Origin of the sequence: Streptomyces wuyuanensis, assembly GCF_900103455.1 — a bacterium.
GTDB lineage: Bacteria > Actinomycetota > Actinomycetes > Streptomycetales > Streptomycetaceae > Streptomyces > Streptomyces wuyuanensis.
In genome coordinates this window covers 73994-97303 of sequence record NZ_FNHI01000028.1, presented here as the reverse complement: position 1 = coordinate 97303, position 23310 = coordinate 73994, and the positions used below count along the sequence as shown (strand labels likewise).

General features: G+C 72.6%; 28 protein-coding genes. 20 read left to right on the top strand and 8 right to left on the bottom strand.

Annotated elements, in window-relative coordinates; genetic code table 11:
• Positions 1-21 precede the first annotated feature (21 nt).
• Positions 22-897 carry a phosphatidylinositol-specific phospholipase C gene (locus tag BLT82_RS31920; RefSeq protein ID WP_093661184.1) on the top strand — a complete coding sequence of 292 codons (876 nt, stop codon included), beginning with the start codon at positions 22-24 and terminating at the stop codon, positions 895-897.
• Here BLT82_RS31920 and BLT82_RS31915 read toward each other — a convergent pair.
• From BLT82_RS31915 to BLT82_RS31895, 5 genes are all read right to left on the bottom strand, one after another.
• Entirely contained in the window at positions 862-2286 is a 1425-nt protein-coding gene (locus BLT82_RS31915; protein WP_093661182.1) for a HAMP domain-containing sensor histidine kinase, read from the bottom strand. The two genes, BLT82_RS31920 and BLT82_RS31915, sit on opposite strands and share 36 nt — an antisense overlap.
• The gene (locus BLT82_RS31910) at positions 2283-3005 is read right to left on the bottom strand and encodes a response regulator transcription factor (protein ID WP_093661180.1); all 723 of its coding nucleotides are present in this window, start codon (positions 3003-3005) and stop codon (positions 2283-2285) included. Before BLT82_RS31910 ends, BLT82_RS31915 begins: the two co-directional genes overlap by 4 nt.
• Positions 3006-3025: 20 nt before the next feature.
• Positions 3026-4045, bottom strand: a complete 1020-nt coding sequence (locus BLT82_RS31905) for a S1C family serine protease (protein WP_093661178.1) — start codon at positions 4043-4045, stop codon at positions 3026-3028.
• A gap of 171 nt (positions 4046-4216) precedes the next feature.
• On the bottom strand, positions 4217-5242 hold the full coding sequence (locus tag BLT82_RS31900) for a LacI family DNA-binding transcriptional regulator (protein ID WP_093661176.1): 1026 nt from the start codon (positions 5240-5242) through the stop codon (positions 4217-4219).
• Positions 5243-5265: 23 nt separating this feature from the next.
• Entirely contained in the window at positions 5266-6069 is an 804-nt protein-coding gene (locus tag BLT82_RS31895) for a response regulator transcription factor (RefSeq protein WP_093661174.1), read from the bottom strand.
• A 287-nt stretch (positions 6070-6356) separates the two neighbouring features.
• Here BLT82_RS31895 and BLT82_RS31890 point away from each other — a divergent pair, with 287 nt between their 5' ends.
• The 8 genes from BLT82_RS31890 to BLT82_RS31855 all read left to right on the top strand — a co-directional run bounded on the left by BLT82_RS31890 (position 6357) and on the right by BLT82_RS31855 (position 11654).
• Positions 6357-7313 carry an alpha/beta hydrolase gene (locus BLT82_RS31890; RefSeq protein WP_093661172.1) on the top strand — a complete coding sequence of 319 codons (957 nt, stop codon included), beginning with the start codon at positions 6357-6359 and terminating at the stop codon, positions 7311-7313.
• A 42-nt stretch (positions 7314-7355) separates the two neighbouring features.
• The gene (locus BLT82_RS31885) at positions 7356-7610 is read left to right on the top strand and encodes a MoaD/ThiS family protein (protein ID WP_093661170.1); all 255 of its coding nucleotides are present in this window, start codon (positions 7356-7358) and stop codon (positions 7608-7610) included.
• Positions 7546-8808, top strand: coding sequence for a hypothetical protein (locus BLT82_RS31880; RefSeq protein ID WP_455431880.1), 1263 nt, complete (start codon positions 7546-7548; stop codon positions 8806-8808). Before BLT82_RS31885 ends, BLT82_RS31880 begins: the two co-directional genes overlap by 65 nt.
• Positions 8809-8908: 100 nt before the next feature.
• Entirely contained in the window at positions 8909-9598 is a 690-nt protein-coding gene (locus BLT82_RS31875; RefSeq protein ID WP_093661166.1) for an LmeA family phospholipid-binding protein, read from the top strand.
• A gap of 259 nt (positions 9599-9857) precedes the next feature.
• Positions 9858-9938: a putative leader peptide gene (locus tag BLT82_RS38895; protein WP_352103060.1), complete on the top strand. Its 81-nt coding sequence runs from the start codon at positions 9858-9860 to the stop codon at positions 9936-9938.
• A gap of 153 nt (positions 9939-10091) precedes the next feature.
• Positions 10092-10937: a sulfurtransferase gene (locus BLT82_RS31865; RefSeq protein WP_093661164.1), complete on the top strand. Its 846-nt coding sequence runs from the start codon at positions 10092-10094 to the stop codon at positions 10935-10937.
• A 40-nt stretch (positions 10938-10977) separates the two neighbouring features.
• Complete coding sequence (locus BLT82_RS31860) at positions 10978-11265, top strand: DUF1416 domain-containing protein (protein WP_017945923.1); 288 nt, start codon at positions 10978-10980, stop codon at positions 11263-11265.
• 113 nt (positions 11266-11378) lie between these two features.
• Positions 11379-11654, top strand: a complete 276-nt coding sequence (locus tag BLT82_RS31855) for a DUF3099 domain-containing protein (protein WP_093661261.1) — start codon at positions 11379-11381, stop codon at positions 11652-11654.
• A gap of 59 nt (positions 11655-11713) precedes the next feature.
• On the opposite strand, the gene BLT82_RS31850 is transcribed toward BLT82_RS31855, so the two are convergent.
• Entirely contained in the window at positions 11714-12076 is a 363-nt protein-coding gene (locus BLT82_RS31850) for a DsrE family protein (RefSeq protein ID WP_093661162.1), read from the bottom strand.
• Between the two features lie 57 nt (positions 12077-12133).
• Here BLT82_RS31850 and BLT82_RS31845 point away from each other — a divergent pair, with 57 nt between their 5' ends.
• The 6 genes from BLT82_RS31845 to ygfZ all read left to right on the top strand — a co-directional run bounded on the left by BLT82_RS31845 (position 12134) and on the right by ygfZ (position 17371).
• Positions 12134-13192, top strand: coding sequence for a hypothetical protein (locus tag BLT82_RS31845; RefSeq protein WP_342029433.1), 1059 nt, complete (start codon positions 12134-12136; stop codon positions 13190-13192).
• Entirely contained in the window at positions 13189-13974 is a 786-nt protein-coding gene (locus BLT82_RS31840; protein WP_093661160.1) for a hypothetical protein, read from the top strand. Before BLT82_RS31845 ends, BLT82_RS31840 begins: the two co-directional genes overlap by 4 nt.
• A complete protein-coding gene (locus tag BLT82_RS31835; protein WP_093661158.1) occupies positions 13971-15044 on the top strand; it encodes a hypothetical protein in 1074 nt (357 codons plus the stop codon). The genes BLT82_RS31840 and BLT82_RS31835 overlap by 4 nt, the downstream gene beginning before the upstream one ends.
• 209 nt (positions 15045-15253) lie before the next feature.
• A complete protein-coding gene (locus BLT82_RS31825; protein ID WP_093661156.1) occupies positions 15254-15826 on the top strand; it encodes a heme-binding beta-barrel domain-containing protein in 573 nt (190 codons plus the stop codon).
• 116 nt (positions 15827-15942) lie between these two features.
• Positions 15943-16380 (top strand): Fur family transcriptional regulator, encoded by a 438-nt coding sequence (locus BLT82_RS31820; protein ID WP_208868103.1) that lies wholly within the window; start codon positions 15943-15945, stop codon positions 16378-16380.
• A gap of 10 nt (positions 16381-16390) precedes the next feature.
• Positions 16391-17371, top strand: coding sequence for a CAF17-like 4Fe-4S cluster assembly/insertion protein YgfZ (gene ygfZ, locus BLT82_RS31815; protein ID WP_093661152.1), 981 nt, complete (start codon positions 16391-16393; stop codon positions 17369-17371).
• Between the two features lie 97 nt (positions 17372-17468).
• On the opposite strand, the gene dtd is transcribed toward ygfZ, so the two are convergent.
• Complete coding sequence (dtd, locus tag BLT82_RS31810) at positions 17469-17894, bottom strand: D-aminoacyl-tRNA deacylase (RefSeq protein WP_093661150.1); 426 nt, start codon at positions 17892-17894, stop codon at positions 17469-17471.
• Positions 17895-18040: 146 nt separating this feature from the next.
• On the opposite strand from dtd, the gene BLT82_RS31805 reads away from it, so the two are divergent.
• From BLT82_RS31805 to BLT82_RS31795, 3 genes are all read left to right on the top strand, one after another.
• Entirely contained in the window at positions 18041-18691 is a 651-nt protein-coding gene (locus BLT82_RS31805) for an RsiG family protein (protein WP_093661148.1), read from the top strand.
• A 93-nt stretch (positions 18692-18784) separates the two neighbouring features.
• Complete coding sequence (locus tag BLT82_RS31800; protein ID WP_093661257.1) at positions 18785-19774, top strand: asparaginase; 990 nt, start codon at positions 18785-18787, stop codon at positions 19772-19774.
• 143 nt (positions 19775-19917) lie between these two features.
• Positions 19918-21168: a GNAT family N-acetyltransferase gene (locus tag BLT82_RS31795; RefSeq protein ID WP_093661255.1), complete on the top strand. Its 1251-nt coding sequence runs from the start codon at positions 19918-19920 to the stop codon at positions 21166-21168.
• Between the two features lie 90 nt (positions 21169-21258).
• On the opposite strand, the gene BLT82_RS37380 is transcribed toward BLT82_RS31795, so the two are convergent.
• Entirely contained in the window at positions 21259-21426 is a 168-nt protein-coding gene (locus BLT82_RS37380; protein WP_167746140.1) for a hypothetical protein, read from the bottom strand.
• A 189-nt stretch (positions 21427-21615) separates the two neighbouring features.
• Between BLT82_RS37380 and BLT82_RS38320 the strand changes: the two genes are divergently transcribed.
• A complete protein-coding gene (locus tag BLT82_RS38320) occupies positions 21616-22503 on the top strand; it encodes a winged helix-turn-helix domain-containing protein (RefSeq protein ID WP_244529805.1) in 888 nt (295 codons plus the stop codon).
• On the top strand, positions 22500-23246 hold the full coding sequence (locus BLT82_RS38315; RefSeq protein WP_244529804.1) for an HAD family hydrolase: 747 nt from the start codon (positions 22500-22502) through the stop codon (positions 23244-23246). Before BLT82_RS38320 ends, BLT82_RS38315 begins: the two co-directional genes overlap by 4 nt.
• Positions 23247-23310: the final 64 nt, after the last annotated feature.

Sequence of the window (23310 nt, the reverse complement as noted above, 5' to 3'; positions counted from 1 at the left end):
CCGACGAAGGAGACAGCAGGCATGTCCTTGACCAGACGTGGTTTCCTCACGGGCGCGGCGGTTGCCTCCGCGTCCGTTCTCATCGGCGCACCGGGCCCGGCGGCGGCCGCGCCGCGGCGGGCGCTCGGCCCGCAGGACTGGATGGCCGGTTTCGACGACGGCAGGGCGCTGCGGACGCTCACCATCCCCGGTACCCACGACTCCGGAGCCCGCTTCGGCGGCCCCTGGTCGGAGTGCCAGAACACCACCATCGCGCAGCAGCTGGACTCGGGGATCCGGTTCCTGGACGTGCGGTGCCGGGCCATCGACGGCTCGTTCGCCATCCACCACGGGCCCTCATACCAGAACATGATGTTCGGCGACGTCCTCGTCGCCTGCCGCGACTTCCTGCGCGCCCACCCCTCGGAGACCGTGCTGATGCGGGTGAAGCAGGAGTACTCGGGAGAGAGCGACGCCACCTTCCGCGCCATCTTCGACCACTACCTCGACGTACGCGGCTGGCGCTCGCTGTTCCACATCGGCGACACCCTCCCCGCCCTCGGCCAGGCGCGCGGCAAGGTCGTCCTGATCGCCGACAACGGGGGCCTGCCCGGACTGAAGTGGTGGGACGGCGGGGCCTTCGACACCCAGGACGACTGGAACGCCCCGCCGTGGGACAAGTACCCCAAGGTGGAGGCCCATCTGCGCAAGGCCGTCGCGCAGCCCGGGAAGCTGTACGTCAACTTCGTGAGCACCTCGGCGTATCTCCCGCCGAGGTGGAACTCCGACGACCTCAACCCCCGCGTCCACCGGTTCCTGGACGGCACGGCGAGCGGTTGGAAGGGACTCGGGATCGTCGCGCTCGACTTCCCCGGCACCCGGTCAGGGCTGGTCGACTCGCTCATCCGGCACAACTGACGGCGCCTCCGGCGGCGGGGTGGGCGCCCCGGGCAGACGGAGCACCGCCACGGTGCCGCCGCCCTCCGCCGGACGCAGCTCGGCCTCGCCGCCCGCCTGCCGCACGGTCCTGGCCACGATCGACAGCCCCAGGCCGGAGCCGGGCAGCGCGCGGGCGGAAGGGGAGCGCCAGAACCGCTCGAAGACGTGGGGGAGTTCCTCCGGCGGCACTCCGGGACCGTGGTCGCGGACCGTCAGCACACCGCGGTCGAGTCCCACCTCCACCGACCCGCGCGGCGGCGAGAACTTCACCGCGTTGTCCAGCACGTTGACGACGGCCCGCTCCAGCGCCGCCGGCTCGGCCCTTACGTACCAGGGCCGCAGCTCGGCTTCGATCCTCAGCTCGGGACCGCGCAGCCGGACCCGTTCCAGCGCGGTCCGGGTGATGTCGTGCAGCGCGACGACCTGGACCGGGCCGAGCGCGGCGCTGTCCGGCCTGGACAGCTCCTGCAGATCGCCGATCAGCGCGGCCAGCTCGGACATCTGCGCCCTCACGGAGTCCAGCAGCGCCGCCCGGTCGTCCGGCGGCAGGGCCCGGCCGGTCTGCTCGCTGCGGACCAGCAGGTCGATGTTCGTCCGCAGCGAGGTCAGCGGGGTGCGCAGTTCGTGTCCGGCGTCCGCGATGAGCTGCGCCTGCCGGTCGCGGGACGAGGCCAGTGCGGCGGTCATCTGGTTGAAGGAGCGTGACAGCCGGGCGATCTCGTCCTCGCCCTCCACCGGGATCCGTACGGTCAGGTCCTCGGTCCTGGCCATGTGCTCGACGGCGTCCGTGAGCCGGTCGACGGGCTTCAGGCCGGTGCGGGCCACCCACAGGCCGGCGGCTCCGGCGGCGACGACTCCGGCTCCGGCGAGGAAGGTGAGCAGGAAGGCGAGCCGGTTCAGCGCGGTGTCGATCTCGTTGAGCGGCCTGGCGACCATGACGGCGGCCGGCGCGCCCCGCACCACGGTCGGTTCGGTGTGCACCCGCACCTCGTCGCCGTCGTCCGTGGTGCTGCCGTGCAGTGCGTCGTCCCTCAGCCGCCGGGCCACCGCGAGGTCGTCGGCCTGTACCTTCACCGGCTCCGTGTAGGGCGGGACGCACCGGGTGCCGTCGGCGAAGACCACCTGCACGTACGCGAACGCCTTGGCGTCGCCCGGGGCTTCGGCCGCCGGCCGGCACGCGGCGGCGGCCGCGATCGAGTCGGGAGGCGCGCTGGTGTTCCGCAGTGAGGTGTCGAGCTCGTCGCGCAGCTGCGCCCGGGCCAGCAGCCAGCAGGCCACGGCGACGGCCGCGACCGCAGCCGCCACGGCCGTCGCCGTCAGCAGCGCGAGCCGTGACCGCAGCGGCAGGGCGCGGAATCTGCGGATCACTCCGGGGACCCCTCCCGCAGGGCGTAGCCCACTCCCCGCACGGTGTGGACCAGACGGGGCTCCCCGGCCGCCTCGGTCTTGCGGCGCAGATACATGACGTAGACGTCCAGCGAGTTGGAGCTCGGCTCGAAGTCGAAGCCCCAGACGGTCTTGAGGATCTGCTCACGGGTCAGCACCTGCCTCGGGTGCGCCAGGAAGAGCTCCAGCAGGGTGAACTCGGTACGGGTCAGCTCGACCCGGCGCGGGCCGCGGGTGACCTCGCGGGTGGCCAGATCCATACGGAGATCGGCGAAGGACAGCACCTCGCCGGAGTCCCCGTCGGCGGCGGCCGCGTAGGAGCTGCGCCGCAGCAGTGCCCTGATCCGCGCGAGCAGCTCGTCCAACTCGAACGGCTTCACCAGGTAGTCGTCGGCTCCGGCGTCGAGGCCGGTGACGCGGTCGCCGACGGTGTCCCGGGCGGTCAGCATCAGGATCGGCAGGGTGGAGCCGGCGGAGCGCAGCCTGCGCGCGGCGGTCAGTCCGTCCATGCGGGGCATCTGGATGTCCAGCACGATCAGGTCGGGCCGGTACGACTCCACCTTGGCGAGCGCGTCGGCGCCGTCGACCGCGACCTCGGTGGCGTACCCCTCGAACGCCAGGCTGCGCTGGAGGGCCTCGCGTACTGCGGGCTCGTCGTCGACGACGAGGACGCGCCCGCCGTCATCCGGTGTGGAGGTCATGGCCCCAGCCTCGCACGCGCTCAGGCGCCGCCGCCGGAGCGGAGGCCGTCCAGGTCCGCCTTGACGGTGTCGACGGGGATGGCGAACCCGAGCCCGACGCTGCCCGCGGTGGAACCGCTCGCCGAACTGGGCGAGTACATGGCCGAGTTGATGCCGATGATCTCTCCGTTCATGTTGATCAGCGCACCGCCGGAGTTGCCGGGGTTGAGGGAGGCGTCGGTCTGGATGGCCTTGTAGGTGGTCCTGGAGTCGCCGGTGTCGCCGTTGAACTCCTGGCCGCCGAACTCGAAGGGCCAGTTGCCCCGCGGGTCCTGCCGCCCCTGTCCCTGCCCGTCCTGCTTGGCGACGGTCACGTCGCGGTCGAGCGCCGAGACGATTCCGCTGGTCACGGTACCGGTCAGGCCCTCGGGGGAGCCGATCGCGACCACCTGGTCGCCGACCTTCACACTGCTGGAGTCGCCGAGGGCGGCCGCCTTCAGGCCCTTGGCGCCACGCACCTCGACCAGCGCGAGGTCCTTGTCGGGGTCGGTGCCGACGACATCCGCGGTGTACGTCCTGCCGTCGCTGAGCCGGACCTTGACGGTGTCCGCGCCGGCGATCACGTGGTTGTTGGTCACGATCTCGCCGTCCGCGGTGATGATCACGCCGGAGCCGGTGGACTCGCCGGAGCCGGAAGATGCCTTGATCTCCACGATGCTGGGGGAGACGGCCTGGGCGACACCGGCGACGGTGCCCTTGCTGCTCTGGGACACCGTCGTCCCGTTGACGCCGTTGGAGGCGCCGGGCGCGTTGCCTGGGGTGAAGCGCTCCACGAGCGTCGCCGCCCCGCCGCCGACGGCCGCGGCGACGATGGCCACGGCCGCGATCAGGGCGACGGGCCGCTTGGCTCGTGCCCGGTGCGCGGGGGCGGGCGCCGCGACGCCCGCCGTGGGAGCGTGCGGGGGCGGCGGCGGGTAGGCCCCGTCGCCGAAGCCCGCGTACGGGTACGAGGGGGTGTGATGGGTGCCGTCGTCGCCGCCGCTGCGGTAGTGGTCCGTCATGGTGACGACTCTCGGGCCCGTACATGAGAGTGCGCTGAGGGAGCCCTGAGAAGCCCGACAGAAGCCTGTATGCCCCATATAAGGAAGCCGCCGACCGGGGACGGGAAGCAGGCCCGTGACCGGATGCCGGGACCGCGCTCGCGCCGGGGCGGCCCCCGCCGTGGGATCCGGTCAGCCGCCGCAGCCGCAGGAGCGGCGCACGATCAGGGCCGAGGGGAACTGCTTGACTCGCTCCCGCCGTGATCCGACCACCCGCAGACCGTCGTCCAGCACCAGGTCCACCGCCGCACGTGCCATCGCGGGCCGGTCGGAGGCGATCGTCGTCAGCGGCGGATCGGTCAGCGCGGCTTCCTTGACGTCGTCGAAGCCCGCCACCGCCAGTTCGCCGGGCACGTCGATCCGCAGCTCGCGGGCCGCCCGCAGCACACCGATCGCCTGGTCGTCCGTCGCGCAGAAGATCGCCGGCGGCCGGTCGGGGCCGGACAGGAGCTCCAGGGCCACGCGATAGGCGTCGTAGCGGTTGTACGGCGCCGAGAACAGCCGGCCCTCCGTGGAGCGCCCGGACTCCAGCATCGCGCGCCGCCAGCCCTCGACGTGGTCGGCCACCGGGTCGCCCACCGCCGGGGTCTCCTCGACCCCGCCGAGGCACGCCACGTACGGGTGACCGTGCTCCAGCAGGTGCCGCGTCGCGAGCTGGGCGCCGCCGATGTCGTCCGTGACGACGGCGACGTCGTCGATCGCCTCGGGGCGCTCGTGGAGCAGCACGACCCTGGCGTCCCAGGCCTCGATCTCCGCCGCGGCCCGCTCGCTCGGTCCCTGGCTGACCAGGATCAGGCCGGCGACCCGCATGCCGAGAAAGGCCCGCAGGTAGTGGACCTCGCGCTCGTCGCGGTAGTCCGAGTTGCCGACCAGGACCATCTTGCCGCGGTCGGCCGCGGCACGTTCGACCGCGTGCGCCATCTCCGCGAAGAACGGCTGCCGGGCGTCCGGGACGATCATGCCTATGAGGTCGGTGCGCCGCGAGGCCATCGCCTGCGCGACCCGGTCGGGCCGGTAGCCCAGCTCCTTGATCGCGGCGAGTACGCGCTCGCGCGTGGCCGGGGCGACCGGCCGGGGTCCGTTGTTGATGACGTAGCTGACGACAGCGGTCGAAGTACCCGCCAGTCGCGCCACATCGTCCCGCGTCACCTTGGCCACGCGCGCAGTCTACGCGTGGTGACCTACCTCTGGGCAGGGCGTACGGCGGCCTCGACGTCCTCGGCCGCGTCCGCTGCCGGGGCGGAGGACGCGGAGGACGCGGCGGACGCCTTCTTCGCCTTCGCCGCGGCCGTCTCCTCCGACGCGCGCTCGGCCTTCTCCGGGGTGACGAAGCGGTAGCCCACGTTGCGCACGGTCCCGATCAGGGACTCGTGCTCGGGGCCGAGCTTGGCGCGCAGCCGCCGCACGTGGACGTCGACCGTGCGGGTCCCGCCGAAGTAGTCGTAGCCCCAGACCTCCTGGAGGAGCTGGGCCCTGGTGAAGACCCGGCCGGGGTGCTGGGCCAGGTACTTCAGCAGTTCGAACTCCTTGAAGGTCAGGTCCAGGACCCGCCCCTTCAGCTTCGCGCTGTACGTCGCCTCGTCGACCGAGAGATCACCGTTGCGGATCTCCATGGGGGAGTCGTCGGCGGTGAGCTGCTGGCGGCCCATCGCCAGCCGGAGCCGGGCCTCGACCTCGGCGGGACCGGCGGTGTCCAGCAGCACGTCGTCGATGCCCCAGTCGGCGGTGACGGCCGCGAGGCCGCCCTCGGTGACGACGAGCACGAGCGGGCAGCCGGGCCCGGTGGAGCGGAGCAGCTGGCAGAGGCTGCGCACCTGGGGGAGGTCGCGCCGGCCGTCGACCAGGATCACGTCGGCGCCCGGGGTGTCGACGAGGGCCGGGCCCTCCGCCGGGGCCACGCGTACGTTGTGGAGGAGCAGGCCGAGAGCGGGAAGCACCTCCGTCGACGGCTGGAGGGCGTTGGTGAGGAGCAGCAGAGAACTCATCGCGCCCCACCCGCCCCGGCCGATTCCCCTGCCCGGGTCGTCGTTTTTCGGTCGTGCACGGTTCGCTCGCCCATAACGTCGGTTCCTCCTCGTCCCTGCGAGAGGGGGCCCCTCCCACGCCCGGAGGCGGTGGGGGAGTGTGCGGCAACTGCTTCTTGCCCGGCCGCGGCCCCCGCGCCCCGGGGTTCCGCGATCGTTTCGTTCACCTGTCTGTAACAACGGCCTGGAAACACAAAAGGACCCGGGGGCTGCGTCGCCCGGATCCTCTGCCAAGCAGAATAGCCCACATGAGTTCCGGGTCGGAGGGCCGATTTCACAGTGTGGATGTTTCCTCGATCACCCCGGGTCTTCTGCGCGCAACGCTGAGGACCGCCGACGGGGTGCTCCTGGAGGCCCTCCACCAGCCCTGCACGGCCCGGTCCGGGAGTGCCTCCGGGAGCGCGACCACTGCCGTGGACGGCGGAACGGCGATCGTCGTCGCGCACGGATTCACCGGCTCGGTGGACCGTCCGGCGGTGCGCCGGGCGGCTCGGGTCCTCGCCGGCCGCGCCGCCGTCGTCACCTTCTCGTTCCGCGGACACGGCCGGTCCGGCGGGCATTCGACCGTCGGCGACCGGGAGGTGCTGGACCTGGCCGCGGCGGTCGCGTGGGCGCGGTCCCTGGGGCACCGGCGCGTCGTCACGGTCGGCTTCTCGATGGGCGGCTCGGTGGTGCTGCGGCACGCGGCGCTGTACGGAGCGGCGTACGCCGGACGCGCCCGGGAGCGCGCCGTGGCCGACACGGACGCCGGGCGGGCGGGTGACGGGCGGGAGCATCCGCGCGGTGACGCGCGCGAGCCCTGGCTCGCCGCGGACGCACCGGAGGGCCGCACCGACGCCGTGGCGGCCGTGAGCGCGCCCGCCCGCTGGTACTACCGGGGCACGGCGCCGATGCGCCGGGTCCACTGGGTGATCACCCGGCCGGCGGGACGCCTCGTCGGGCGCTACGGCCTGCGCACCCGGATCCATCCCGAGGACTGGAGCCCGGTTCCGCTCTCCCCGGTGGAGGCCGTGCCGCTGATCGCCCCGACCCCGCTGCTGATCGTCCACGGCGACCGCGACGCCTACTTCCCGCTGGACCACCCCCGGATGCTGGCCGCGGCCGGACCGTCCGAGCTGTGGCTGCAACCGGGCATGGGGCACGCGGAGAACGCGGCGGACGACGCGCTCCTGGGGCGCCTCGCGGACTGGCTCGTCCGCGCATAGCCCATGATGGACAGTCGACGAGCCGGAGAGAGGAGTGCCGCGATGGCAGCGGGGACCATCCGCTACTGGGCCGCGGCCAAGGCCGCCGCTGGTGTGGCCGAGGAGCCGTACGCCGCGGAGAACCTGGCCGAGGCGCTGGACGCCGTCCGCGAGAGGCACCCGGGCGAACTCGTCCACGTGCTCCAGCGGTGTTCCTTCCTCGTCGACGGCGCGCCCGTGGGGACCCGCGGGCATGAGACCGTACGGCTGGCCGAGGGCGGCACGGTCGAGGTGCTCCCGCCGTTCGCAGGAGGGTGAACCGCACAGCATGAGCAGCGATCAGCAGTATCCGTACGGCGCGCACGACCCCTACGCGCAGAACCCGCCGGACCCCAACGTCACCCAGACGTGGGAGGGGCAGACCTGGGACACGCAGTACCAGCCGGTGGTCGAGCCCGCACAGCCCGCGCCGTATCCGCAGGGCACCCAGTACCCCCAGGCCGCCGCGGACACCGCGTACCTGCCGCCGGTGGGCGCGGCGCCGGCGGCGTACCCGCTGCCGCCGGAGGCGCCGGCCGTTCCCGGTGCGACCGGCCCGGTTCCCGCCGGCCCCGCCGCGGCCCCGGCGCCCGGTGCGCCCGTGGCGTACGGGCCGCAGGGCGCCGCGTACGGCCCGGCCGCCGAACCGTCCGCCCCGGCCGGGTCCCCCGCCGGTGCCGAGCCGGCGTACGGCGCGCCCACCACCATGGGCAACGCCCGCATCACCGACGCCCAGCGCGCCCGCGCCGAGGGCCGGTCGCCGATCATCCCGCCCGGGATGCAGCCCGCCGGGCTCACGGCCGTCACCGGTCTGCTGCTCGCGACGACCGCCGGGGTGTCCCCGTACCTGCTGCTGGTCCCGCTGATCGCGCTGCAGGGCCTGACCGCGGCCGGCTGGTTCCGGCTGAACGGCATGTGGCCCGCCCGCCAGGGCATCGCACTCGCCTTCGCCGGCGGTCTGGCCGCCGACGCCGTGCTGCTGGCCGCGGGGCGGGAGCACGCCCCGGCCGCGATCGTCGGCACCCTCGGCGTCTGGGTCCTCCTCACGCTCGTGCTGCAGCTGCGCAGCCACGCGGCCGCGGACGAGCGGATGTACGGGCTCATGGCGACGATCGCCTCGGCCGCGCTGACGATCGTCGCCGCCGGGTTCCTCGCCGCAGCCCCGGACGCGGTCGCGGCCGGCGGAGCGGCGGTCGCCGTCGCGGCACTGGCCCGGGCGCTCCCGCTCCCCGGCGCCGCCTCGGTGACGGTGGCCCTGCTGGCCGCGGCGGGTGCCGGGATCGCGGCGGGCGCGGTCACCGGAGCCGGTGCGCAGGCCGCGCTGCCGGCCCTCGGGGCGGGCGTCTGCGCGCTCGTCGGCCTGCGGGTGGCCAGTTACGACTACCCGTCCCGCTTCGTGCACATGACGGCCGGTGTAGCGCTGCCGCTCACCGCCGCGGCGCCGATCGTCTACCTGCTCGGCCGCGCGCTCGGGTGAGGACCCGCCCCGGCCGGACGGGAACCAATGGCGTGCCGCGGTACGTCGATCATTCAGTCCGCTTCCGTCCGGGGCGGCGACAGGGGTGGGAGAACCAGGCGTGCGCGCACTGCGAATACTGCTGATCACCGCGGTGATCCTCGGCGGACTCTTCGTCGCCGCCGACCGGCTGCTGCTCGGCTACGCCGAGTCGGAGGCCGCCGAGAAGGTCAAGGCGCGCCAGGGGCTGTCCGGGGCGGCCGAGGTGTCGATCGCGGGCTTCCCGTTCCTGACCCAGGTCGCCGGCAAGGAGCTCGAGCGCGTCGACGTCACCCTCCGGGGCATCGAGACCAGCGCCAACGGACGCCGGGTCGTCATATCCGAGCTCTCGGCCGCCCTGCACGACGTGCGCCTCGGCGCCGGCTTCTCCAGCGCCACCGCCACGACCGCGACCGGCACCGCCCGCATCTCGTACGCCGATCTCGCCGAGGCGTCCGACGAGGACGTGACGCCGGCCTACGGCGGCAACGGCAAGGTGAAGGTCACCGGCTCGGTCAACGTCCTCGGCCGCACGATCTCCCGCAGCGTTGTCTCCACCGTCAGCCTCGTCGACGGCGACACGATCCGGGTGCGGGCCGACGAGGTACCGGGTGAGGGCATCCCGCGGCTCGAGGATCTGATCCGGCAGAAGACCGACTTCGACCGGAAGATCAGCGGGCTGCCGCAGGGGATGAAGCTTGAGAAGGTGCAGGCGGAGGAGGACGGCCTCGTCATCACCGTCTCGGGCACGAACGTTCCGCTGACCGGCTGAGCCCCGCCCGCGCACGGCCGCCGCCGGCACGGGCCGCCGTGACGCGGATTCTCGCGCGTCCGGCACCGCGACGCCGGACGTGCCGTGGCCGGATGCTGAGACGGTGATGTCCGGTCCGCAGATGCCGTCGTGGCGGCGGACCCCGGCAGTGCCGCGGAAGGGCTCCGGGCGGGGCATCCATCCCGCCATTCGGACGATCGCGTATCAGAATGCGACACGCCGGTGACATGGCCGCCGACTCGTCCCTACGATCGGACCCATGAAGCGACAGGCGGATCTCACGAAGCGGCGGGCAGTCGACCTGTGCCGTGTCGCCGCCATGCTCTGTCGCGCCATCTGAGCGGAAGCGTCGACTTCCGTATTCCCCGGGCCTTCTGACCTGCCACGGATCAGGGCCAACCCTTGTGCCCGACGCCCTTGCGGCGTACCCGCACATCCCCGCGCGTCACCCCAGCGCACCACCCGCCGCACACTGCCCCGGAGGAGAAACAGCATGAGCCGCAGCGACGTCCTGGTAGACGCCGACTGGGTCGAGGCCCGCCTGGACGACCCGAAGGTCGTCGTCGTCGAGGTCGACGAGGACACCTCGGCCTACGACAAGAACCACATCAAGAACGCCGTCCGGATCGACTGGCAGAAGGACCTCCAGGACCCGGTCCGCCGTGACTTCGTGGACCAGGCCGGCTTCGAGAAGCTGCTGTCGGAGAAGGGGATCGCCAACGACGACACGGTCGTCCTCTACGGCGGCAACAACAACTGGTTCGCTTCCTACGCGTACTGGTACTTCAAGCTCTACGGCCACCAGGACGTGAAGCTCCTCGACGGCGGCCGCAAGAAGTGGGAGCTCGACTCCCGCGACCTCGTCGACGGCTCCGAGGTCCCGCAGCGCCCGGCCACCGAGTACAAGGCCAAGGCCCAGGACACGTCCATCCGCGCCTTCCGCGACGACGTCGTCGCCGCCATCGGCGCCCAGAACCTGGTCGACGTCCGTTCGCCCGACGAGTTCAGCGGCAAGCTGCTCGCCCCGGCCCACCTGCCGCAGGAGCAGTCGCAGCGCCCCGGCCACGTGCCGAGCGCCCGCAACATCCCGTGGTCGAAGAACGCCAACGACGACGGCACCTTCAAGTCGGACGACGAGCTCAAGGCCCTCTACGAGGAGGAGCAGGTCGACCTGGCGAAGGACACCATCGCCTACTGCCGCATCGGTGAGCGTTCCGCGCTGACCTGGTTCGTCCTGCACGAGCTGCTCGGTGTCGGCAACGTCAAGAACTACGACGGCTCGTGGACCGAGTACGGCTCCCTCGTCGGCGTGCCGATCGAGCTCGGCGCGAACAAGTAAGCCCGGACCTCCGGACCCCTCGACCTTAAGGACATAGAGCATGTGTGGAGCGAAGGCCGGCGGCCCCGACGCCTCGACGATCAAGCCCGGTGAGACCACCATCCAGGGTCAGGTGACCCGCGACGGCGAGCCGGTCACCGGCTACGTGCGTCTGCTGGACTCGACCGGCGAGTTCACCGCCGAGGTCCCGACCTCGGCGACCGGACAGTTCCGCTTCTACGCGGCCGAGGGGACGTGGACCGTGCGCGCCCTGGTCCCCGGTGCCACGGCGGACCGTACGGTCGTCGCGCAGACGGGTGGTCTCTCCGAGGTCGCCATCGCCGTCTGACGCGAGCGCGGACCGAACCGGCCGAAGGGCCGCACCCCAGGGGGTTGGACGCTTTCCTGGACGTGGGTGCGGCCCTTCGTGCCGTCGTCGGCGGCGCGTCCTACGCTGGAGGCATGTACGCGCGGCGCCGTCACGCCTACTTCCTGCTCATGGGCGGATGTCTCGTCCTCTTCGTGTCCGCCTGGGCCTTCGTGCGCCTCTGGTCGGTACCGGTCGCCGTCGGCATGTGCGTCGTCGCCATGGTGATCCCGCCGCTCGCGGCGGTGGTGGCGAACCGGCGCGGCCCCGAGGACCGCTGGTGGGACGACCCGTCCGGGGACCCGCAGTCCGACGAGTGGTGGGACGAGCTGGACGGCAAGCGGAAGCCGGGCTCGGGCCCGCGGCCGTGACGGCGGCTCGGGCCCGCGGCCGTGACGGCGGCGCGCGCCCTCGACGGGCCCGCGGCCGTCTAGTAGACGAGCGCCTGGGTCCCGTCGGCCATCGCCTCGCTGACGAAGACCTGCGCACCCGCGATCCGCACGCCGTCGATCACGTCCTTCTCCGTGATCTCGCGCCGGGCCGCGCACTGCGTGCACAGGGTGATCTGCCCCGCCGCCAGGATCGACTCGATCAGGTCCGGAAGCGGCGCCGCGTGCGGAAGCTCGAACTCAGCGGCCCGGCCCGGCAGGGCGAACCACGACGACTCGCCCGTCAGCCAGAGGGAGACCTCCACCCCGCTCGCCACGGCGACGGCGGCGACCGTGAAGGCCTGGGAGCAGCGTTCGGGGGCGTCGGCCCCGGCGGTCACCTTGATCACGAGCTTCTTCGCCATATGCCGAACTGTAATCGGCGCGGCCACAACCCATGATCGGGGGCGCGGGTCAGTTGTGTGAGCGCAGGCAAACGGAATCTGCGCCTGCAGGTCTCGTGGGGGACCCTTTTGGAACTGCACACAACACAGCCGCAGCCGGGCGCACCGGAGGCGGAAGCGGAAGCGCCGGCCGTCGCGCCGGACGACACCGGGCGGCGGCCCGCCGAACCCATCGGGCCGAAGCCGGAGGTTGAGCCGGAGCCGGAGCCGGGACCGGCGACGCCCGACGCGCCGACCGGGCCGGAGGATGCTCCCTCGTCGGCGGGCGCCCGGGAGGCGGCCGGCGCACCCGAGGAGGCACCCGAACCCGCGGGCGAGCCCGCGTCGCCCGGCGTTCCCGTACCACCCGGTCCCGCGCCGCGGCGGCGCGGCCGGACCGCCCTGCTCCTCGCCGTCGCCGCCGTGATCGGCATCAGCGGGGGGACGGCCGTCGGCTACAAGGTCCAGGCCGACCGGCCCCCGACGCCGCTGCCCGCGCTGAATCAGCCCGGCCTCGCCTACCCGGCGAAGCCGCTGCCCGCGGCCGACGTCCCGGATCCGCTGAGTGCCGCCGAGGACCGCAGGGTGAAGACGGACGGGGATCTGCGCAAGCTGCTGGTGCCCAGTCCGAAGGGCGCGCGCGCCTCCGAAGCGGGGGCGGGGGACGGGTGGGTGGACACCGCGACCTACGCGCAGTACTTCGAAGGACCTGCCGGAATGTTCGCCAGGCTGACGGAATCGGACCTGCGCAGGGTCGCCCGGGTGGCCTGGTCGCAGGGCGAGCACAAGGACGTGGACGTCAGCCTCGTCCAGTTCCGCTCGGGCGAGGGCGCCATCCACCACGCGGAGAGCCAGCTGGGGTACCTCCCGGACCCCGAGCACGCGGGCAACGACGGCGCCCCGCTCAAGGGCAGCGGCAACGGCCGCTACTACCTGTTCCCCGTCGAGCGGGAGGCCGGCTACCTGCCCCTGTACCGGGCCAGGGCCGTCTTCCAGCGCGGGGACGTCATGGTCGACATCAACATCTTCGACACCAAGCGGATCGGCAGGACCGAGATCCGCTCGCTGGCCGAGCGACAGCTGGAGCGTCTGTCTTGAGATCCGTACTCACCGGTGTCGTGCTGCCCGCCGTACTCGTCGTGGGCTCGGTTGGCGGTGCGGCCGCCTACACCGCCGTCACCGTCGGCGACGCGGACCGCACGGTCCCCACCAGCGTGTGGGCCGAGCCGGCGAAGGAAGCCGCGAACGATCCGGCGGCCGAGGCCTGGCGCGGGCAGGCGTCCACTCCGCTCGGCAAGCTGCTGCTGCCGGTTCCGGACGGCTTCCGGCTCGGTCCGGACATCGGCGAGCACGGCAACGACGTCGAGCTCAACGCCCAGCAGGCGATCGCCGTGATGAAGGAGTGGGGCAGCGGTCTGTCAGGGAAGAACCGCCGCGAGTACGAGAAGCGGGTGAACCGGCTGGGCCTCAGGGGGATCGCCCTCCGCTCGTACGCCACCGAGTTCGCGGAGCGCGGCGGCGTCTACGAGGACGACGTCGTCGTCACCATCGAGCTCACGCGGGTGAAGGACAAGACCCGGGTGCGGGAAGCGTACGAGGTCCAGACCGGTCTCGCGAAGATGCTGAAACTCTCCAAGGGGCCGAAGATCACCGGCCACCGGAACTCGGCCTGCTTCCTGGTCGAGCAGGACAAGCGTGCCAAGGGCGAAGGCCCCGGCGAGGACGAGCGGCTCGGCGGGATGCAGTGCTTCGCGTACGACGCCGAGGTGCTGGTGAGCGTGGAGGCGCAGGGAACGGCCGCCTCGTTCGACGAGAACGCCGTGGCCGACCTCGTGCAGGAGCAACTCGACCACATCGCCTCGCCTGGAGAGTACGTATGACCGAGCAGATCCGGCCGAACCCGTCGTCCGCGGCGGCCCCTGCCGAGCACGACCCCGCCCCGGCGGAGGCGGCCACGGAACCCCGGCCCGACGCGGCCGAACCGCGAGCGTCCGCCCCGGCGGAGCCGGCACCCGCCCGCGCCGACGCCGCGCCGGCCGATCAGCCGTCCGCGGACGGGGCTGCGGACTCCCCGCCCGCCGCCCCGTCCGCGGACGTCGAGCGCGCAGTCGCCGCCGTACCGCCCCCACCCGAGGCTCCGGCGTCCGGCGCCGTGGCTGCCGGCGCCCCCGTGGCCGCCGGCCGGTCCGGGAAGCGCCGGGCCCTCCGGGCCGTCGCGCGCTGGACCGCGGCCGTTCTCGTCTGCGGCGGACTCGGCGCCGGCACCGCGTACGGCATCACGTCCATGGAACGCACGGACGTGCCGGGTCTCGCGACGGAGAGCGACGGCCGCTGGGACTACCCGCGCCTGGCGCTGCCCGCCCTCCCCGAGGGCAGCCCCCGGCCCTTCACCTCCGGCAACCGGCACGAGATCCACCACGCCGACCTGCGCGATCTCCTGCTGCCGGCCCCGGTGGGAGCCACCGTGGACAAGGAGCTGAACGGCGGCTGGGTGTCCACGGACCGGTACGTGTCGGAGTACGTCGAGGACCGCCGGGCCGGCCTCCGGCAGGCGCTGGACGACTCCGCCGTGCGGCACATCGCGGCCCGCGGCTGGACCATGCCCGACGGCACCACGTCCCGTGTCTACCTCCTCCGTTTCAACTCCGCGGACATGGCCGACGACTACATGGACCGCAAGATCGGGGGCGGACTGTCGCCGGACACCGCGCTGGCGTCGGCCCCCGACGAGGTGGGCGTCGACGAGAAGTGGGAGAGCGGGTCCGCGGCGGACGGCAGGTCCGCGGTGTCCGTCTACACCGAGTCGAAGCCGATCGGCCCCGAGCACACCCGCCAGGCGTATGTCGTCGCCGGCGACACGGTCGCGCTCATCGTCCACACGAGGAAGGGCGAGGCCCTGTCCGTCCCCTTCCACCAGACCGTCGTCCTCCAGAACCAGCTGCTGGGCTGACCTCGCAGAGAGGGCCGTGCCCCCGCCCACTAAGCTGGGGTGCGGCCCGATCTGCCTTCGCGCTCATCCGAGGAGCACCCGTGATTGTTTTCTTCGAACTTCTGCTGGTCCTGGTGTGTGTCGGCGTGCTCGCCTTCACCGGCCTGGCCGTGAAGAAGCTGTACCAGGGCCAGCGCTAGTCCCGTATCCCCCGACCGACAGAGCCAGCCATGATCGAGATCCCGTCAGACCTCAACCCCGACCTCGTGCCGCTCGCGTTCCTCCTCGGCACCTGGGAAGGCGCGGGCGTGTCCGACTTCCCAGGCTCGGAGAAGTGCAACTTCGGCCAGTCCGTGACCTTCAGCCACGACGGCCGCGACTTCATCGAGTACGTCTCGCACAGCTGGGTGCTGGACTCCGAAGGCAGGAAGGTCCGCCCCCTGGAGAGCGAGTCCGGCTACTGGAGGATCGACAAGGACCGCAAGGTCGAGATCGTCATGGTCCGTGACCAGGGCGTCGTGGAGATCTGGTACGGCGATCTCGCGGACAAGAAGCCGCAGATCGACCTGGCGACGGACGCGGTCGCGCGCACCCCCGCCTCCCCGCAGTACTCCGGTGGCAAGAGGCTCTACGGCTACGTCAAGGGCGACCTGATGTGGGTCGGCGAGAAGGCCACCCCGGAGGTGCCGCTGCGGCCGTACATGTCGGCCCATCTGAAGAAGGTCGTCACGCCCGAGCAGGTCGAGGCATGGGCCAAGGACCTCGGCGACCTCCCGGACGACGGCATCGCCTTCTTCAAGTGACCTGCCCGCCTGGGCCGCGGCACGGGTAGCCCTTCCCGCGGCTCCGGCGGAGACCAGGGGTGCGGACGGATCGCCGTCCCTCCGCACCCCCGCCCGGTGCTGCCTACACTGGACGCGTGGTGAGCACCGACTGGAAGAGTGATCTGCGGCAGCGCGGTTACCGCCTGACCCCGCAGCGCCAGCTCGTCCTCGAAGCCGTCGACGCGCTGGAGCACGCGACGCCCGACGACATCCTCGTCGAGGTGCGCAAGACCGCGTCCGGGGTGAACATCTCGACGGTCTACCGGACCCTGGAGCTGCTGGAGGAGCTGGGCCTGGTCTCGCACGCCCATCTCGGGCACGGCGCCCCCACCTACCACCTGGCCGACCGGCACCACCACCTCCATCTGGTCTGCCGTGACTGCGGGGACGTGATCGAGGCCGACGTCGACGTGGCCGCCGGGTTCACCGCCGAACTCCGCGAGAAGTTCGGCTTCACCACCGACATGAAGCACTTCGCGATCTTCGGCCAGTGCCAGAAGTGCGCGGGGAAGACCACCGGCGGCCAGTCGTAGGCTTGGGGTCATGCAGCGACATTCGACGATCAGCCCTCTGCTGTCCCTGCCCGGCGCCGTTCCCGCCGAAGGACTCGACGAGGGTGTCGCCGCCCACTACGGCGATCTGTTCCGCGAGCAGCGTGCCCTGGCCGACGGCACCGGGCTCGTCGACCTCTCGCACCGCGGCGTGATAGCCGTGTCCGGGAAGGACCGGCTCGACTGGCTGCATCTCCTGCTCACCCAGCACGTCAGCGAGCTGCCCGCCGGGCAGGCCACCGAAGCGCTGATCCTCTCCGCACACGGCCACATCGAGCACGCGCTGTACCTCGTGGACGACGGCGAGACGGTGTGGGCGCACGTCGAACCGGGGACCCAGGAGGCGCTTCTCGCGTACCTGGAGTCGATGAAGTTCTTCTACCAGGTGGACGTCGCCGACCGTACGGACGAGTTCGCGGTCGTGCATCTGCCGGCCGGCTCGATCGCCGAGGTCCCGGAGGGCGTGGTCGTACGGGAGACCCCGCAGGGCCGCGACCTGTTCCTGCCGCGTGCCGCGCTGGAGTCGTACGCCGCGGACAACGGTCCGGCGATCGGCGTGCTGGCCCACGAGGCCCTGCGTGTGGAGGCGCACCGGCCGCGACTGGGCTTCGAGACCGACCACCGCACCATTCCGCACGAGATCGGGCTGATCGGTCCCGCCGTGCACCTGCAGAAGGGCTGCTACCGGGGGCAGGAGACCGTGGCGCGCGTCCACAACCTGGGGAAGCCGCCGCGCCGGCTGGTCTTCCTGCACCTCGACGGCAGCGAGGTGCATCTGCCGGGGCACGGCACGCCGGTACGGCTGGCCGTGGACGGGGAGGAAAGCCGTCAGCTCGGCTTCATCACGACCTCGGCCCGCCACCACGAGCTGGGGCCGATCGCGCTCGCGCTGGTGAAGCGGAACGTGCCGGTGGACGCGGAACTGCTGGCCGGGAACACGGCCGCGGCCCAGGAGGTCATCGTCGAGCCGTAGCCGTAGCCGTAGCCGTAGCCGTAGCCGTAGCCGTAGCCGTAGCCGTGGGCCGCGCCGCGGGCGGTGCGGCCCACGGGTCCGGCCCGGCTATCGCGCCCTACACCTCCAGCAGCACGGTGAACGGCCCGTCGTTGGTGAGCGAGACCCGCATCTGCGCACCGAACCGGCCCGTCTCCACCCGTGCCCCCAGCTCCCGCAGCCGCGCCACCACCTCGTCGACGAGCGGCTCGGCGATCTCGCCGGGCGCCGCGGCGTTCCAGGTGGGGCGGCGGCCCTTGCGGGCGTCCCCGTAGAGGGTGAACTGGGAGATCACCAGCAACGGAGCGTTCACGTCCGAGCAGGACTTCTCGCCCTCGAGGATCCGTACCGACCACAGCTTCCGGGCCAGCTGCGCCGCCTTCTCGGGCGTGTCGTCGTGCGTCACCCCCACCAGGACGCACAGCCCCTCGCCGACGATCTCCCCCACGGTCTCACCGGCCACCACGACGCTCGCGCCGTCGACCCTCTGCACCACTGCACGCATACGGACCAACCTATCGGGGGCTGAACGGGTGCAGACCGCCTGCATGGGCACCGTCCGTAGTGGCACGATGCACGGAGTCGGTGCATCCCCTCGGCCCTCCGGGCCCGGGGAGACCTCAGGCACCGGTCGAGGGGACTGATTCACGCATGAGCACACCTGGCGCCGGGCAGTCGCCCGGTCCCGTACAGATGACCCGCGGTGCCTGCTCGGGGGCCGGCACCGTCCGCCCGCCCGCGCAGCGCACCGGCGACGGCTGTCCCGATTCCGGCGCGCGCGATCTCGCCGCCCTGCGGCTGCCGGAGTTGCGGGCGCTGCGCAAGGAGTCCCAGCGGGACGAGGCCGATCTGAGCTACGTACGGCGGTTGCTGCAGGGCCGGATCGACATCCTGCGCGCGGAGCTGTCCCGGCGTTCGGCACCGCCGTCGCCGCTGCTCCCCGCCGCGACCGGCGGCCCGGAGAGGACCGGTCCGGACGCCGCCGTGGTCGACCGGCTCTCGCGGATCCTCGCCGACCCGCCGTCGCGGCGCGGCAGTTCGGCCCGGCACGTCACCCTGTCCGTGCCGCGCGGCGAGGAGTACCGGCTGCTGGCCGCGGAGATGCTCTCCGAGGTCGAGCTGTCCGACCTGGACGCGCGCACGGACGACGAACTGCGCGCGGCGATGGGGCGGCTCGCGGACTACGAGCAGGAAGTCTCCGGTCAGCGGCAGCAGTTGCAGCGCACCGCGGACGACTGCAGCGCGGAGATCGCCCGCAGGTACCGTGAGGGCGAAGCGCAAGTGGACGACCTGCTCACCTGAACGCCGGTCGCCCGAATGAACGCCGGTCGCTCGAACCGCCCGTACGCGGCGGGCGGTTCGGGCCGGCCGGCCCTTCCCGGGAGGCTGCCGCACATGACCGTCACCCCGTCGGTGTCCGCCGGCGTGCCCAGGGCCGCGCCCGCGCCGCACCCGGTCCTCGCCGAGGCCGTCCGTTCCGGCTTCGTGGAGGGCCGGCACCGGGGATCCCTGGTGGTCCTGGCGGCCGACGGGGGCGTCGAACTGGCCCTCGGTGAACCGGCGGTGCCCGTCCTGCCCCGTTCGGCGAACAAGCCGATGCAGGCCGCGGCCGTGCTGCGGGCGGGTGTGGACCTGTCCGGGAAGAGGCTCGCGCTGGCCGCGGCCAGCCACTCCGGTGAGCCGTTCCACGTCGACCTCGTCCGCACGATGCTCGCCGAGCACGGGCTGGCCCCCGGTGATCTGCGGACCCCGCCGTCGCTGCCCCTCGACCAGGCCGAGGCGGAGCGGTACCTGGCGGCCGGCCGGCCCCGCGACCGGGTCGCGATGAACTGCTCCGGCAAGCACGCGGCGATGCTCGCGGCGTGCCGCGTCAACGGCTGGCCGCTGGAGAGCTACGCCGACCCGTCCCACCCGCTGCAGCTGCTGACGCGCGATGTGGTGGAGGAGGCCGCGGGGGAGCCGGTCGCCGCGGTCGGTACGGACGGCTGCGGAGCACCGCTGATGGCGATCAGCCTGGCCGGCCTGGCCAGGGCGTTCCGGTCGTACGTGCTGGCGCCGGAGGGGTCGGTGGAGCGGCGGGTGGCGGACGCGATGCGCGCCCATCCCGAGTACGTCGCCGGGACTCACCGGCACGACACCTGGCTGATGCGGGCGGTGCCGGGCGCGCTGTCGAAGGTGGGCGCCGAGGCGGTCCAGGCGGTGGCCCTCCCCGACGGCCGGGCCCTCGCGCTGAAGATCGACGACGGAGGCGCGCGAGCGCTGGGGCCGGTGCTGGCCCGGCTGCTGGAACGGCTGGGCGTGGACGACCCGGTGGTGGCGCGGATCGCGGACTCCCCACTGCTCGGCGGGGGTGAGCCGGTGGGCGGGGTACGGGCGGTGTTCTGACGGCGGTGGGATGACGGGCCGCCTCGCCCGGCGAGCCGCTCGCCGGGCCTCCGGGTGGTCCGGGCGCCGGGAGCGGGCGGGCGTCGGCGGACGTCGCCGTAATCCCTGTGACGGGCGGGGCGGGGAGACATAGCGTGGGTGTCATGAGCCCAGAAGTGCGCCCCGTCACCGAGTCCGAGTTCGCCGACTGGCTGCGCGCCTGCAGGACCGGGTTCCTCAAGCCCCCGGTGGTGAGCGAGGAACTGGTCGCCGACCGGCTGCCGCACTTCGATCTGACCCGGGTGCAGGGCGCCTTCGAGGCGGGCCGCTGCGTGGCGACGTACCGCTCCTACACGCAGGGGCTCACGGTCCCGGGCGGCGCCGCCGTACCGGCGAACGCCGTCTCGAACGTCACGGTCTCGCCGACGCACCGCCGGCGCGGACTGCTCACCAGGATGATCACCGCGGATCTCGCGGCCGCCAAGGAGCGCGGCGAGATCGTGTCGACGCTGATCGCGGCGGAGTTCCCGATCTACGGGAGGTACGGTTTCGGTCCCGCGACCTGGTTCACGGAGTGGAGCGTCGACGTTTCGCGCACCGGGCTCGACCCGCGCTGGTCGGGCCCCGAGGACGGCGGCCGGATCGATCTGGCCGACGGCGAGGAGGTTCGCAAGCTCGGCCCCGAGCTGTACGACCGCTTCCGAGCGGGCCGGGCCGGGGCGACGGACCGCGACGAGCGCTGGTGGCAGGTGAACACGGGCGTTGCCCAGGCCGGACCGGAGCCCTGGAAGGAGCCGTTCTACGCGCTGTACCGCTCGGCGGCCGGCGAGGTGGAGGGCCTGGCGGTCTACCGGGCCGAGGCGTCCGGCTGGTCCGACGCCGGTCAGCCCGACACGGCGCTGGCGGTGGAGAAGCTGATCGCGGTGTCGCCGGCCGCCGAGCGGGCGCTGTGGCAGTTCGTGTGCTCGGTGGACTGGGTCACCACGGTGAGGACGGGCCGGCGGGCCCCGGACGATCTGCTTCCGCTGCTGCTGCCCGACCCGCGTGCTGCCCGGACCGTCACCTGCGCGGACTTCCTGTGGGTCCGGCTGCTGGACGTCGAGCGGGCGCTGGAGGCACGTACGTACGACGCTCCCGGCACGCTGGTGCTGGACGTGCACGACCCGCTGGGCCTGGCAGGCGGCCGGTTCCGGCTGGAGGTGTCTCCCGGAGGTGCGGCGCGGTGCTCCCCGACCGGGCTGCCGGCCGATCTCGCCATGGACCTGGGGGCGCTGGGGTCGCTGTACCTGGGGGACGAATCGGTGCTGCGGCTGACGGATCTGGGTCGGGTGACGGAGGAGCGCGCGGGCGCGGCGGCCCTGGCGGACGCGTTGTTCCGGGCGCGGCGGCGGGCCTGGTGCCCGGACATGTTCTGAGCGCCGGACCGGAACCGGACGATCCCGACCGTGCGTGGGCGGGGCCGGCCGGTCCAACCGGGCGGGCGGCCGGGGAGCCGCCCGCCGGCTTCACACCGAGGCGGAGTGCAGCAGCAGTGCCAGCACGACGCTGCCCACGCCGGTGCACGCGGCGTTCCTTGCGCGCAGGCCGAAGCTGAGCAGCCCCAGGCCGATCACGCCCATGAGGCCGAACCGCCACTGGACGAATTCCTCGAGGGCGAAGGCGATGAGTGGCATGGCAGGTCCCTCCTTGGGGTCGGGGAGGAGCGCAGTCGTCGAAGTAGGCCAACTCGGGGCGGTGCGGCATCACTTCGACCATGTCTCGCAAGTTGGCGCCAACTCAATTGAGTTGTCCCCACTTGGCAATGTCGACTAACCCGTGTTCGGTAACTGCCCATAACTCGCGAAGAGTTGTAGCGTCGAGTTGTGAACCACGAGAACGGCACGGTGAACGTAAGAAAGCCGACACATCACGACATCGCCGATGTGCTGCGTGGCCGGATCGACAGTGGTGTGCTCCGGCCCGGCGACCACATGCCCACGCAGTCCCAGCTCATCCAGGAGTTCGGCGTGGAGCGGGGCACCGTACGGCAGGCACTCAGGATCCTCCAGGAGGACGGCCTGCTCACCCATGTCACCCGGGGTGCCCCCGCCCGGGTCGCCGAGCGTCCGGATGGCCCGGGCGACGGCGAGGACATCAGGCCGCAGCCCACGATGGTCGCCCTGGCCCCGCAGTTGGCGAAGGCGTTCTCGGTGCCCGAGGTGCGCGTCGACGCCCTGTGTCTTACGGCCGAGACGCTCATGCTGGCGCTGGCGGAACCGCTGCGGCTGATCCACGAGGGGCGGATCCGGCCCGAGGCCGTCGAGGTGCGGCTGCTGCTGCCCGACCGCAACATCGACCTCGCCTTTCCGACGTCCGTCGCCGACACGGACGAGGACGACCTGATCCACCAGCGCTGGCTGGCGCAGCGCAACGCCCAGGGCATGGTGCTGCGCCACAACCTCCAGGCGCTGCGCGTTTCCCACGGCGTCGACGTCACCGTCGCCTTCCGCGCGCTGCCGTTCACCCCGCCGGTGAAGCTCTACGTGCTCAACGGCACCGAGGCCCTCTTCGCGTACTACACGGTGACCAAGCGGGAGGAGGAGATCGAGGCGACCACCGTGGAGATGTACGACACCCTCGGCACGCAGTCGCTCCTCTTCCCCTTCGACGCCGGCAACGGGCCCCGGGACGCCGCTTTCGTGGAACAGTCGGGCAAGTGGTTCGACGCGCTCTGGAACACCATCGCCATGAACCTGACACTCTCTTCGTGACTACTGATGCGGTACTCGACGAACAGGCGGCGCACGTGGCGGAGACCATCGAGGATCTGATCAACGGGGCCGACCACGTCCTCTTCGACTTCGACGGCCCCATCTGCCGCCTCTTCGCCCGCCACCCGGCCTCCGGGGTCGCGGAGAGCCTGGTCGGCTGGCTGGACCGGCACGGCGGCGAGGTGCGGCTCACGGACGAGCAGCGGGCCGCCGAGGACCCGCACGACGTGCTGCGGGCGGTGGCCAGGCTGCATCCGGGCAGCGACGTGGTCGAGGGTCTGGAGCGGGAACTCACCCGCCAGGAACTGCTCGCCACCCGGAGCGCCTGGCCCACCGCCTGGGCGGATCCCCTGATCCGCACCTGGAGCGCGGTCGCGGACGGACTGGCGGTCGCCACCAACAACTCGCCCCGGGCGGCGGAGGAGTACCTCAGCGGACGCGGGCTGCGCGACTGCTTCGCCCGCCACGTCCACGGCCGTGCCCCGGACCTCGGCCTCCTCAAGCCCGACCCGGACTGTGTGCTGCGCGCCCTGGACTCCCTCGGCGCCACCCCGGCGAGCGCCCTGATGATCGGCGACACCCCGTCGGACCTCTTCGCGGCACGCGCCGCGGGCGTCAACTTCCTCGGCTACGCCCAGGACGCCCGCCGCGCGGAACGACTCCGCGCGGCCGGTGCGACGGTGGTCGTGGACTCACTGGAACCGGTGCTGGCGATCGTGCGACGGGGGCGCCGGCTCGCCTAGGGCGCCGGGAACGGATGCTCGACTCCTACCGGTCCTACGGGTCGCGTGCACGCGCGGCGTGCCG

Excerpts from the sequence above, each read along its gene's own strand:
- dtd (WP_093661150.1), bottom strand. The coding sequence starts at position 17,894 with ATGCGTGCAGTGGTGCAGAGGGTCGACGGCGCGAGCGTCGTGGTGGCC.
- BLT82_RS31835 (WP_093661158.1), top strand. The coding sequence starts at position 13,971 with ATGACCGAGCAGATCCGGCCGAACCCGTCGTCCGCGGCGGCCCCTGCC.
- BLT82_RS31825 (WP_093661156.1), top strand. The coding sequence starts at position 15,254 with ATGATCGAGATCCCGTCAGACCTCAACCCCGACCTCGTGCCGCTCGCG.
- BLT82_RS37380 (WP_167746140.1), bottom strand. The coding sequence starts at position 21,426 with ATGCCACTCATCGCCTTCGCCCTCGAGGAATTCGTCCAGTGGCGGTTC.
- BLT82_RS31805 (WP_093661148.1), top strand. The coding sequence starts at position 18,041 with ATGAGCACACCTGGCGCCGGGCAGTCGCCCGGTCCCGTACAGATGACC.
- BLT82_RS31800 (WP_093661257.1), top strand. The coding sequence starts at position 18,785 with ATGACCGTCACCCCGTCGGTGTCCGCCGGCGTGCCCAGGGCCGCGCCC.
- BLT82_RS31895 (WP_093661174.1), bottom strand. The coding sequence starts at position 6,069 with ATGAGTTCTCTGCTGCTCCTCACCAACGCCCTCCAGCCGTCGACGGAG.
- BLT82_RS31850 (WP_093661162.1), bottom strand. The coding sequence starts at position 12,076 with ATGGCGAAGAAGCTCGTGATCAAGGTGACCGCCGGGGCCGACGCCCCC.
- BLT82_RS31920 (WP_093661184.1), top strand. The coding sequence starts at position 22 with ATGTCCTTGACCAGACGTGGTTTCCTCACGGGCGCGGCGGTTGCCTCC.
- BLT82_RS31890 (WP_093661172.1), top strand. The coding sequence starts at position 6,357 with ATGAGTTCCGGGTCGGAGGGCCGATTTCACAGTGTGGATGTTTCCTCG.
- BLT82_RS31905 (WP_093661178.1), bottom strand. The coding sequence starts at position 4,045 with ATGACGGACCACTACCGCAGCGGCGGCGACGACGGCACCCATCACACC.
- BLT82_RS31795 (WP_093661255.1), top strand. The coding sequence starts at position 19,918 with ATGAGCCCAGAAGTGCGCCCCGTCACCGAGTCCGAGTTCGCCGACTGG.
- ygfZ (WP_093661152.1), top strand. The coding sequence starts at position 16,391 with ATGCAGCGACATTCGACGATCAGCCCTCTGCTGTCCCTGCCCGGCGCC.
- BLT82_RS38895 (WP_352103060.1), top strand. The coding sequence starts at position 9,858 with ATGAAGCGACAGGCGGATCTCACGAAGCGGCGGGCAGTCGACCTGTGC.
- BLT82_RS31910 (WP_093661180.1), bottom strand. The coding sequence starts at position 3,005 with ATGACCTCCACACCGGATGACGGCGGGCGCGTCCTCGTCGTCGACGAC.
- BLT82_RS31860 (WP_017945923.1), top strand. The coding sequence starts at position 10,978 with ATGTGTGGAGCGAAGGCCGGCGGCCCCGACGCCTCGACGATCAAGCCC.
- BLT82_RS31885 (WP_093661170.1), top strand. The coding sequence starts at position 7,356 with ATGGCAGCGGGGACCATCCGCTACTGGGCCGCGGCCAAGGCCGCCGCT.
- BLT82_RS31855 (WP_093661261.1), top strand. The coding sequence starts at position 11,379 with ATGTACGCGCGGCGCCGTCACGCCTACTTCCTGCTCATGGGCGGATGT.
- BLT82_RS31880 (WP_455431880.1), top strand. The coding sequence starts at position 7,546 with ATGAGACCGTACGGCTGGCCGAGGGCGGCACGGTCGAGGTGCTCCCGC.
- BLT82_RS31865 (WP_093661164.1), top strand. The coding sequence starts at position 10,092 with ATGAGCCGCAGCGACGTCCTGGTAGACGCCGACTGGGTCGAGGCCCGC.